This is a genomic window from Pseudomonas sp. SZ40 (genome assembly GCF_052958135.1).
This window is the reverse complement of the sequence record NZ_JBQWIF010000025.1, coordinates 70,822-80,672: the sequence shown is the minus strand read 5'-3', so window position 1 is coordinate 80,672 and position 9,851 is coordinate 70,822. Positions and strand designations below refer to the sequence as shown.

Sequence of the window (9,851 nt, the reverse complement as noted above, 5' to 3'; positions counted from 1 at the left end):
GGCCTGTCGGTCGGTGGCGAATACGGCACCTCGGCCACCTACCTGTCGGAGATGGCCACCAAGGAACGCCGCGGCTTTTTCTCCAGCTTCCAGTACGTGACGCTGATCTCCGGCCAGCTCATCGCCCTGGCGGTGCTGATCATCCTGCAGCAGACGCTGACCGTCGAGCAGCTGGAAACCTGGGGCTGGCGTGTGCCGTTCGTGATCGGCGCGCTGTGCGCGGTGGTCGCCATGTACCTGCGTCGCGGCATGGAGGAAACCGACTCGTTCAAGAAGACCGAGGCGCCGAAGGAAAACATCATGCGCACACTGCTGCGCCATCCCAAGGAGTTGCTCACCGTGGTCGGCCTGACCATGGGCGGCACCCTGGCCTTCTACACCTACACCACCTACATGCAGAAATACCTGGTCAACACCGTGGGCATGAGCAAGAACGACTCGACCATGATCTCGGCCGCCACGCTGTTCCTGTTCATGCTGCTGCAACCGCTGGTGGGCGCGCTGTCCGACAAGATCGGTCGACGCCCGATCCTGATCGCCTTCGGGGTGCTGGGCACGCTGTTCACCTACCCGATCCTCACCACGCTGCACACGGTGCAGAGCTGGTGGGGCGCGTTCTTCCTGATCATGGCGGCGCTGATCATCGTCAGTGGTTACACCTCGATCAACGCGGTGGTGAAGGCCGAGCTGTTCCCCACCGAGATTCGCGCCCTGGGCGTCGGCCTGCCCTACGCGCTGACCGTGTCGATCTTCGGCGGCACCGCCGAATACGTGGCGCTGTGGTTCAAGAGCGTGGGCATGGAGAGCGGCTTCTACTGGTACGTGACCGGTTGCATCGCCTGCTCGCTGCTGGTGTACATCACCATGAAGGACACCCGCACTCACTCGCGGATCACCACGGACTAGCCTGCCAGGCCGGGCGCCCTGAGCGGCGCCCTTCCTTAGAACCTGTTCACGATCTTTCGGATCCGCTTCAGCGCTTTGACTGCAAAGTGGCGGAAGCAGCCGTTCGGTTTGGTGGGCTGAAGCCCACCCTACAGCTGAATGGTGGGAGTAGAAGCTCGGTCTACATTCTGTGGGAGCGGGCCATGCCCGCGAAAAAATCGCGGGCATGGCCCGCTCCCACAGGTACTGCACCGATGACCGCTATCGCCTTGTAGCAGGCTATTTATGCCGCCTAAAAAGATCGTCAGCAGGCTCTTACAGTCGGCAGGCCGCCATGCCGGCCCGCAGCGTCGCCTCGTTCTGAGCGCCGGCGAAGATCAGCTCCAGCCGCGAATCCTTGCGCCACTCGCTGTTCTGCCAGTGCAGCGCCTGCCCCTCCAGGGCATTGACCGACAGCCAGCCGGCATTGGTCTGCACCACCAGCTTGGCGCGCCGCCATGGCAGCGACGTCAGCCACTGCTGCACCCGCAGCAGGTCGAAACGCTGACTGGGGTGCCAGCGCCAACCGATGCTCCAGCCCTCGGGCTGATCCTGAACCAGGCAGATCGGCTCCTCGGCGCTACGCCAGACGGTGACAGCAGGTAGCGGGCCGTCCGGCAAGCAGCGGCCATCGGTCACGGTGACCACTGCATCAGCCAATGGCAGACGGTCGAACGGCAACAGACCCTGGCTGGTCCAGTACAGTGCATGCGGCAGGCTTCGCGCGATGCGCGCACGGCTCGCCTCATCGACCTCTTCGCTCTTGTTCAGCACCAGCAGCCCGGCATGGGGCAAAGCGTCACGCTGGTTGTCGGTGAGCGGCCGATCGGCAGCCAGCGCGGCGGCATCGAGCACCATCAGCAGCGGCTGCACCGCCAGCACGCCTTCCCAGGGCGCCTGGCCCAGCTGCTCCAGCAGACTCGAGGGATGCCCCAACCCGGATGGCTCGATGAACAGGCGATCCGGTCTGGCCTTGCGCAACAGTCGACCGAGGCCGACCTGAAAAGGCACGCCATTCACACAGCACAGGCAGCCACCGGCCACCTCGCTGAAACTCAGGCCATCCTCGTCACGGCTGAGCAGCGCGGCATCCAGACCGATCTGTCCGAACTCGTTGATCAGCACTGCCCAGCGCTCGTGCGCAGGCCGCTGGGCCAGCAACTGGCGAATCAGGCTGGTCTTGCCAGCGCCCAGTGGGCCGGCGATCAGGTGGGTAGGTATCTGTTTCAGCATGGCGCCATGGTGCCGGTTAGGTGGCCCGAGGAAAAGCTCGGCTTGCGGTAACCTCGCCACAGACTCTACAGTTCTGCATCATTTTCTGGAGTTGGGTCGATGCGCCGTTTGCTGCCTCTGGTGTTGTGTAGTCTCTCCGGCCTGGCCTGGGGCGAAGCCTGTGTGGTGCACAGCCAGGCCGAGCGCCTGGACGTGAAGGTCTGCCAGCAGAACCGCAGCATCCCGCCCAACCTGTTTCGCACCGGTTTCTGCCAGCCGCAGCTCAAGGGCCAGAAGGTCGATGTCAGCTTCGTCGAGCAGTGCCCCACCGGCGCCTTTGGCGTTTGCCGCAACGCCAAGGTGGGCGGCACGCCCTACCAGCAGGACGTTCACTACTACGGGGTAGCCAACGACGCCGCCTACCTCAAGCCATTCTGCGAACAGCAAAGCAAAGGCGTTTGGATGGCCTACTGAGCCGTCATCCAATCGTCATCCACGTGGGTCTTAATACAGTCTCTCTTCGCAGCCGGTCAGGCACTGGCTGCTCTATCGCTGCGCCTGGGCGCAGCTTTTTTTTGCCTGCCGTTCGAGCAGTCGCTGCCGCGTCACGCCAGCCAGTCCAGAGTCAGCAACAAACGCCGCTCTCCTGCCGGTAACGCTGGCGAGCGATGCACCAGACCTCGGCCTTCGTTGCCGATCCAGCGCTCGCCCTTGAGCAGCGCGACATGACCGCAGCCAATCTGCTCGACCACGGCATTCTCCGCCGGCAGCGCCTGGGGGCCACCGAGTTGCTGACGTGATACCGCGCCTTCACGCAGCCACTGACTGCCGGGGCCGGCGTAGCTGGTGATCAGCCGCAACGGCACACGGTCGACGTGGAAACGCGGGCACATGGCACCATCCAGCGCGCGCAGACGCAAACCGATGCTGCGGGCGTCGAGCAGGCAGGCGTAGGCGCGGATCAGCCAGGCCACGTCGGCGAGAAACGCCGCCTGGCCGGGAATATCGCTGTAGCCGGCGAGCAAGCCGGGCAACGCGGGCTCGGCATCGGCGTCGCTCAGGTCGATGCTCAGCGATTGCGCCAGGGGCTCCCCCTGGGCCAGCAAGGTGCTGGCGAAGCCGGACAGGTGGTCCGGCAGCCTGCGCTGCCAGACCGCCAGATTGACCTCGTCACGCAACGCCTCGCCAAGCACGTCGATCTCTTCACCGCAAACCTGTTGCGGCATCACACGGGGTTTGAACGCCAGGATCATGCGGCCTCCTGCCAGGGTCCGAAAGGATCGGGCAACAGCCGCCAGGCCTCGGTGCCGGCAGCCATTTCCTCGTCGCTGAGCAGGCAGTCGTCCAGCTCCGCGTGTAGCAGCGCAAAGTCGATGTTCTGGCCGATGAATACCAGCTCCTGACGGCAATCACCGCTGGCGGCGTCCCACTGGCGGATGATGCCCTTGAGGCCATCTTCATCCTGGGGCCACTGGCTCTTCGGCACGAAGCGCCACCAGCGCCCGGCCAGGCCGTGGCGCATCAGGCCACCGGCCTGGGACCAGCTGCCGGCCTCCTGATACTTGCTGGCCAGCCAAAAGAACCCCTTGGAGCGCAGCAGCCTGCCGTTGCTCCACTCGCGGCTGAGAAAATCGAAGAAACGCTGGGGATGAAACGGCCGGCGCGCCCGATAGGCACTGGAGGCGATGCCATACTCTTCGGTTTCCGGTACGTGCTCACCGCGTAGTTCCTTCAGCCAGCCCGGCGACTCGGCGGCACGTTCGAAGTCGAACAGGCCAGTGTCGAGGATCGCCTTCAGCGGTACCGCGCCCATGCTCATCGGCAGAATCTCGGCGCGGGTATTGAGGCCGCGCAGGATGGCAGTCAGCTCTTCGCGCTCGGCCTGGCTGATCAGGTCGATCTTGCTGATCAACAGCACATCGGCGAACTCGATCTGTTCGATCAGCAGGTCACTGATCGAGCGTTCGTCGTCCTCGCCAAGGGTCTCGCCACGGCTGGCCAGGCTCTGGGCAGCCTGGAAGTCGGGCAGGAAATTCACTCCGTCGACCACCGTGACCAGGGTATCCAGCCGCGCCAGATCGGCCAGGCTCTGACCCTGCTCGTCGCGAAAGGTGAAGGTTTCGGCGATCGGCAATGGTTCGGAAATGCCGGTGGACTCGATCAGCAGGTAATCGAAGCGTCCGTCGCGGGCCAGCTTGCTGACTTCCTCGAGCAGGTCCTCGCGCAGGGTGCAGCAGATGCAGCCGTTGCTCATCTCGACGAGCTTCTCTTCGGCGCGGTTGAGGCTGACATCGCGCTGCACCTCGCTGCCATCGATGTTGATTTCACTCATGTCGTTGACGATCACCGCGACGCGCAGGCCGTCGCGATTCTTCAGCACATGATTGAGCAGGGTGCTCTTGCCGGCGCCGAGAAAGCCGGAAAGCACGGTAACGGGAAGACGGTCGGGCATGGTGGGTTCCTCATCAGCATCAGGTTCACAGGTCACGTTGATGGCGTTCGCGCTGTTCTTCGCGCTCTTTCGCCTCGATACACAGGCTGGCCGTGGGGCGCAGCAGCAAACGACGCAGGCCGATCGGCTCGCCGGTTTCGCGGCACCAGCCGTACTCGCCGCGCGCTAGGCGCTCGAGGGCCTGGTCGATCTTGTCGAGCAACTTCTTTTCCCGCTCCAGCAGGCGCATCTGCCATTGGTGCTGCTCTTCGCGGCTGGCGATGTCGGCCTCGTCAGCGGGCCGCTCCTGCTCGCGCAGCGCGCCGAATTCATCGTCGATGCGTTGCTGCAATTCCTCACGCTGACGGATCAGCAGATCCCGGAAGAAACCCTGCTGGGCTTCGTTCATGTAGTCCTGGGGCGGCAGGGCAAGCAGTTCATCGGCGGTCATGGCGGGCTCACTGGGTTAACTTTAAGTGTTATAACATAACATTTAAAGCCAAATCGTCATGCACGCCAAGCAAGGGTGATCAATGAACCTCCAGACAAACCTGCCCGATATCGCCGCACAGCGCAGTGCCAACTCCGCCACCACCCTCGACTGGGTCGGTATGCGCGGCATCGCTCTGCCCGTGCGGATAGGGGAACAGGCCATCAGCGCGCGAATCGATGCCGGTGTGAGCCTGGACGACGGCCAGACACGCGGTATCCACATGTCACGCCTGTATCTGGCGCTGGCCCACTTGCAGCGTGAACCGCTGTCGCCCGCCTCGTTGCGCCAGGTGCTGCAACGCTTCCTGGACAGCCACCAGGGTCTGTCGCTATGCGCTCACTTGGATCTGCGCGGCGAGTGGCTGATCGAGCGGCCAGCGCTGGTCAGCCCACTGTCCGGCTACAAGGCCTATCCGCTGACCATCCGCTCGCACCTCGACCCGGGCGGTTTTCATCTGGAGCTGGGTTTGCAGGTGAATTACTCCTCGACCTGCCCCTGCTCGGCGGCCCTGGCGCGGCAACTGATCCAGCAGCGCTTCAGCGACGACTTCGCCGAGCGCACGCCGGATTTCGAGCAGATGCATGCCTGGCTGGGCAGCAGTTCCGGCATCGTCGCCACACCGCACAGCCAACGCAGCGATGCACAGATTCGGATTCGCCTGGAGAGCGATGCTGACGCCCTGCCCTTCATCGAACTGCTCGAGCGCTCGGAGGCTGCCCTGGGCACCGCCGTGCAGACCGCCGTCAAACGCGCTGACGAACAGGCCTTTGCCCTGGCCAACGGCCAGAATCTGATGTTCTGCGAGGACGCCGCCCGCCGCCTGCATGAGGCGGTCCTGGCGATGTCCGGCGTCGGCGGCTTGCACATCCAGGTCACCCATGCCGAAAGCCTGCATGCCCATGACGCCGTGGCCTGCGCCAGCCACAACTGGCGCTGAGATACACGGGGGCGCCTGGCCAGGACACTGCGCGTCCGCTGCACCTCCAGTGAGGCAATCGTGGCCCGGGCGCAGAACGCCCCGGGCTGGGTTACCACGCAGCCCGTGGGAACCATCGAGACCACCGCACTGATCGTTCCTCACGCTCCCCGTGGGAACGCCTCGCCAGGACGCTGCGCGTTCGATGCACCTCCCGCGAAGTGACAGCGGAGCGCGCCAAGCTGGAGTACCACGCAGAGCGGGGGGACGATCCAGCTTTTGCAATTCATAACTGCCTCAAACAACCCTTTTTAGTCCGCTGGCGCTGTCCCTGATTGCTGCCAAGGCGGCGCTGTGCCTGACGTTCAGAGAGGCTTGCATATTGTGTATTCTGGTATACCATAATACTCAACACCACCCAGCCAAAGGAGCTGTCATGAGTTTCGAGATTCGCAAGATCGTCAGCTATGTAGAAGAAACCCTGATCGAAGGCGGCAAGGCCACCGACAAGCCGGTCACCATGGTCGGACTGGCCGTCGTGATCAAGAACCCCTGGGTTGGCAACGGCTTCGTCGAAGACCTCAAACCCGTGATCAAGGCCAACTGCTCCGAGCTGGGTGAACTGATGGTCGCGCGCCTGACCGCCGCCATCGGCGGTGCCGACAAGATCGAAGCCTATGGCAAGGCTGCCGTGGTCGGTGCCGATGGTGAAATCGAGCACGCCTCGGCCGTTATCCACACCCTGCGCTTCGGCAATCACTACCGCGAAGCGGTGAACGCCAAGAGCTACCTGAGCTTCACCAACAAGCGCGGTGGCCCGGGCACTTCGATCCAGATTCCGATGATGCACAAGGACGACGAAGGCCTGCGCTCGCACTACATCACCCTGGAAATGCAGATCGAAGATGCACCGCGTGCCGACGAAATCGTCGTGGTACTGGGTGCCGCCAACGGTGGCCGCCTGCATCCGCGTATCGGTAACCGTTACATCGATCTGGAAGAACTGGCCGCCGAGAAGGCGCAGTGATCGGGAGCAGGCCATGATTCGGCATCTCGCTGAACGCACCCCCGCCGGCACCAGTTACCGGGTGATCGGCCAGGGCCAGCCCGTGGTGTTGATCCACGGTGTCGGCCTGACCAAGGACATGTGGGGCGGCCAGGTGGTTGGCCTGGCCCAGCATTTCCAGGTCATCGTCTATGACATGCTCGGCCACGGCGACAGCCCACGCCCGGCAGCGGACACCGACCTGGCCGGTTACGCCGACCAGTTGCGTGAACTGCTCGATCACCTCGGCCAGCAGCAAGCCACGGTGATCGGTTTCTCCATGGGCGGCCTGGTGGCTCGCGCCTTCGCGCTGCACTACCCGCAGCGCATCGCCGCCCTGGTGGTACTCAACAGCGTGTTCAACCGCAGCCCCGAGCAACGTGCAGGCGTCATCGAGCGCACTGCCCAGGCCGCCGAACATGGCCCTGACGCCAATGCCGAAGCGGCGCTGTCACGCTGGTTCAGCCGTGAATACCAGGCGGCCAACCCGGCGCAGATCACCGCCATCCGCCAGACCCTGGCCGGCAACGATGCCCAGGGCTACCTGACCACCTATACGCTGTTCGCCACCCAGGACATGTATCGGGCCGACGATCTGGCCGAGATCCGCGTGCCGACCCTGATCGCCACCGGCGAGCTCGATCCGGGCTCGACACCGCAGATGGCCGAACAGCTGGCGCGCTGCATTCCAGGTGCCAGGGCCGTGGTACTGGCCGAACAACGGCATATGATGCCCGTGGAATCGCCGCGCCTGGTCAACCAGATGCTGCTGGAATTCCTCAGAGAGGCCAGCCAGCTGCAGAACACCGCAAAGGGGATCGTCGCATGACACTCGCACGCTATCAGATGTGCATTGACGGCCAGTGGGTCGACGCGCAGTCCGGCAAGACCTTCGAGAGCCTCGACCCGGCGCGCGCTAAGGCCTGGGCGGTGCTCCCGGATGCCGCCGGCGAAGACGTCGAGCGCGCCGTGCAGGCCGCTCAGGCAGCGTTCGACAACCCGGCCTGGCGCAACCTGAGCGCCACTGCACGGGGCAAACTGCTGCGTCGTCTCGGCGACCTGATCGCCGAGAACAAGGAAGCCCTGGCCCAGCTGGAGAGCCGCGACAACGGCAAGCTGATCCGCGAAACCCGTGGCCAGGTCGGCTACCTGCCGGAGTTCTTCCACTACACCGCGGGCCTGGCCGACAAGCTCGAAGGCGGCACCCTGCCCCTCGACAAGCCAGACATGTTCGCCTACACCACCCACGAGCCGATTGGCGTGGTAGCCGGGATCATTCCCTGGAACAGCCCGCTGTACCTGACTGCCATCAAGCTCGCGCCAGCCCTGGCAGCGGGCAACACCATGGTGCTCAAGCCCTCGGAGCATGCCTCGGCGACCATTCTCGAACTGGCTCGCCTGGCACTCGAAGCGGGTTTCCCGGCCGGCGTGGTCAACGTGGTCACCGGCTACGGGCCGACCACCGGAGCGGCGCTGACCAGTCACCCGCTGGTACGCAAGATCGCCTTCACCGGCGGCGCCGCCACCGCACGCCATGTGGTGCGTGCCAGTGCGGAGAACTTCGCCAAGCTGTCACTGGAACTGGGCGGCAAGTCGCCGAACATCATCTTCGCCGACGCCGATCTCGACAGCGCCGTGAACGGCGTGGTCGCCGGCATCTACGCCGCCTCCGGGCAGAGTTGCGTGGCCGGGTCGCGGCTGCTGGTGCAGGACAGCATCTACGACGAATTCGTCGAACGCCTGGTCGAACGCGCCAAGCGCATCCGCATCGGCAACCCGCAGGACGACGCCAGCGAGATGGGCCCCATGGCCACCGCTCAGCAACTGGCCGTGGTCGAGCGTCTGGTCGCCACTGCCGTCGCCGAAGGCGCGACGTTGCGCCTGGGTGGCAAACGCCCTCAGGTCGACGGCGAAGGCTGGTATTACGAGCCGACCCTGTTCGAGTGCGACGACCACTCGATGACCATCATGCAGGAAGAAGTCTTCGGCCCGGTGGCCTCGGTGATCCGCTTCAAGGACGAGGCCGAAGCGCTGGCCATGGCCAACGACTCGCAGTTCGGCCTTGCCGCCGGCATCTGGACCCGCGACCTAGGCCGCGCCCATCGACTGGCCAAGGGCGTGCGATCAGGCATCATATGGGTCAACACCTACCGTGCCGTATCGGCCATGGCGCCGATCGGTGGTTTCAAGAACAGCGGCTACGGCCGTGAAAGCGGCATCGACTCGGTACTCGCCTACACCGAACTGAAAACGGTGTGGATCAACCTGTCGCAAGCGCCGATGCCCGACCCGTTCGTGATGCGCTGAGCGCATCGAGGAAAGTACAAATGATCGAACCCGGACTGTACAAATCCGTCATGGCCGCCTTCCCCTCGGGGGTGACCATCGTTACCACGCTGGGCCCGGATGGCGGCATCGTCGGCATCACCGCCAGCGCCTTCAGCGCGCTGTCGATCGACCCTGCGCTGGTGCTGTTCTGCCCCAACTACGGCTCCGATTCCTACCCGGTGCTGCGTGACAGCAAGCGCTTCGCGATTCACCTGCTCTCTGCCGAGCAACAGGCCGAAGCCTATGCCTTCGCCGGCAAGGGCAAGGACAAGGCCGCAGGCATCGAATGGACCCTCAGCGAGCAAGGCAACCCGCTGCTGAAGAACGCCGCCGCGATCATCGAGTGCGAGCTGTGGCGCGAGTACGACGGCGGTGATCACGCCATCATGGTAGGCGCAGTGAAGAACCTGATTCTGCCTGAGGTCGCTCCGGTGCCGATGATCTATCACCGCGGCAAGCTCGGCGCCCTGCCGGCGTTGGCTTGATCGACGTGACTTCGACG

The 9,851-nt window shown here is 64.3% G+C and carries 11 protein-coding genes; 7 read left to right on the top strand and 4 right to left on the bottom strand.

All coding sequences use genetic code 11. From position 1 onward, the window contains the following. On the top strand, nucleotides 1-906 hold a 906-nt coding region (locus ACT9T4_RS18745; protein ID WP_499118389.1), incomplete at its 5' end, for an MFS transporter. Between the two features lie 294 nt (nucleotides 907-1,200). Here the strand turns inward: ACT9T4_RS18745 and ACT9T4_RS18740 are convergent. Beyond that, complete coding sequence (locus ACT9T4_RS18740) at nucleotides 1,201-2,157, bottom strand: CobW family GTP-binding protein (RefSeq protein WP_499118387.1); 957 nt, start codon at nucleotides 2,155-2,157, stop codon at nucleotides 1,201-1,203. A 99-nt stretch (nucleotides 2,158-2,256) separates the two neighbouring features. Between ACT9T4_RS18740 and ACT9T4_RS18735 the strand changes: the two genes are divergently transcribed. Then, nucleotides 2,257-2,610: a hypothetical protein gene (locus tag ACT9T4_RS18735; protein ID WP_042553424.1), complete on the top strand. Its 354-nt coding sequence runs from the start codon at nucleotides 2,257-2,259 to the stop codon at nucleotides 2,608-2,610. Between the two features lie 131 nt (nucleotides 2,611-2,741). On the opposite strand, the gene ACT9T4_RS18730 is transcribed toward ACT9T4_RS18735, so the two are convergent. The 3 genes from ACT9T4_RS18730 to dksA are packed head-to-tail and all read right to left on the bottom strand — an operon-like array spanning nucleotide 2,742 to nucleotide 5,018. Then, entirely contained in the window at nucleotides 2,742-3,389 is a 648-nt protein-coding gene (locus ACT9T4_RS18730; protein ID WP_499118384.1) for a DUF1826 domain-containing protein, read from the bottom strand. After that, nucleotides 3,386-4,588 (bottom strand): zinc metallochaperone GTPase ZigA, encoded by a 1,203-nt coding sequence (gene zigA / locus ACT9T4_RS18725; protein WP_042553426.1) that lies wholly within the window; start codon nucleotides 4,586-4,588, stop codon nucleotides 3,386-3,388. Before zigA ends, ACT9T4_RS18730 begins: the two co-directional genes overlap by 4 nt. Nucleotides 4,589-4,613: 25 nt before the next feature. Next, nucleotides 4,614-5,018 carry an RNA polymerase-binding protein DksA gene (gene dksA / locus ACT9T4_RS18720; RefSeq protein WP_042553427.1) on the bottom strand — a complete coding sequence of 135 codons (405 nt, stop codon included), beginning with the start codon at nucleotides 5,016-5,018 and terminating at the stop codon, nucleotides 4,614-4,616. Nucleotides 5,019-5,100: 82 nt separating this feature from the next. Here dksA and folE2 point away from each other — a divergent pair, with 82 nt between their 5' ends. From folE2 to ACT9T4_RS18695, 5 genes are all read left to right on the top strand, one after another. Then, nucleotides 5,101-5,997 (top strand): GTP cyclohydrolase FolE2, encoded by an 897-nt coding sequence (gene folE2 / locus ACT9T4_RS18715; RefSeq protein ID WP_179539492.1) that lies wholly within the window; start codon nucleotides 5,101-5,103, stop codon nucleotides 5,995-5,997. 415 nt (nucleotides 5,998-6,412) lie between these two features. Continuing rightward, on the top strand, nucleotides 6,413-7,003 hold the full coding sequence (locus tag ACT9T4_RS18710) for an amino acid synthesis family protein (protein WP_179539491.1): 591 nt from the start codon (nucleotides 6,413-6,415) through the stop codon (nucleotides 7,001-7,003). 13 nt (nucleotides 7,004-7,016) lie between these two features. Next, complete coding sequence (locus ACT9T4_RS18705; RefSeq protein ID WP_179539490.1) at nucleotides 7,017-7,850, top strand: alpha/beta fold hydrolase; 834 nt, start codon at nucleotides 7,017-7,019, stop codon at nucleotides 7,848-7,850. Then, nucleotides 7,847-9,328, top strand: coding sequence for an aldehyde dehydrogenase (locus tag ACT9T4_RS18700; protein WP_499118381.1), 1,482 nt, complete (start codon nucleotides 7,847-7,849; stop codon nucleotides 9,326-9,328). The genes ACT9T4_RS18705 and ACT9T4_RS18700 overlap by 4 nt, the downstream gene beginning before the upstream one ends. Before the next feature lie 20 nt (nucleotides 9,329-9,348). Further along, on the top strand, nucleotides 9,349-9,834 hold the full coding sequence (locus ACT9T4_RS18695; protein WP_042553432.1) for a flavin reductase family protein: 486 nt from the start codon (nucleotides 9,349-9,351) through the stop codon (nucleotides 9,832-9,834). The last annotated feature ends 17 nt before the right edge of the window (nucleotides 9,835-9,851 follow it).

Coding starts and splice junctions, on each gene's coding strand:
- ACT9T4_RS18740 (WP_499118387.1), bottom strand. CDS start 2,157: ATGCTGAAACAGATACCTACCCACCTGATCGCCGGCCCACTGGGCGCT.
- ACT9T4_RS18735 (WP_042553424.1), top strand. CDS start 2,257: ATGCGCCGTTTGCTGCCTCTGGTGTTGTGTAGTCTCTCCGGCCTGGCC.
- ACT9T4_RS18730 (WP_499118384.1), bottom strand. CDS start 3,389: ATGATCCTGGCGTTCAAACCCCGTGTGATGCCGCAACAGGTTTGCGGT.
- zigA (WP_042553426.1), bottom strand. CDS start 4,588: ATGCCCGACCGTCTTCCCGTTACCGTGCTTTCCGGCTTTCTCGGCGCC.
- dksA (WP_042553427.1), bottom strand. CDS start 5,018: ATGACCGCCGATGAACTGCTTGCCCTGCCGCCCCAGGACTACATGAAC.
- folE2 (WP_179539492.1), top strand. CDS start 5,101: ATGAACCTCCAGACAAACCTGCCCGATATCGCCGCACAGCGCAGTGCC.
- ACT9T4_RS18710 (WP_179539491.1), top strand. CDS start 6,413: ATGAGTTTCGAGATTCGCAAGATCGTCAGCTATGTAGAAGAAACCCTG.
- ACT9T4_RS18705 (WP_179539490.1), top strand. CDS start 7,017: ATGATTCGGCATCTCGCTGAACGCACCCCCGCCGGCACCAGTTACCGG.
- ACT9T4_RS18700 (WP_499118381.1), top strand. CDS start 7,847: ATGACACTCGCACGCTATCAGATGTGCATTGACGGCCAGTGGGTCGAC.
- ACT9T4_RS18695 (WP_042553432.1), top strand. CDS start 9,349: ATGATCGAACCCGGACTGTACAAATCCGTCATGGCCGCCTTCCCCTCG.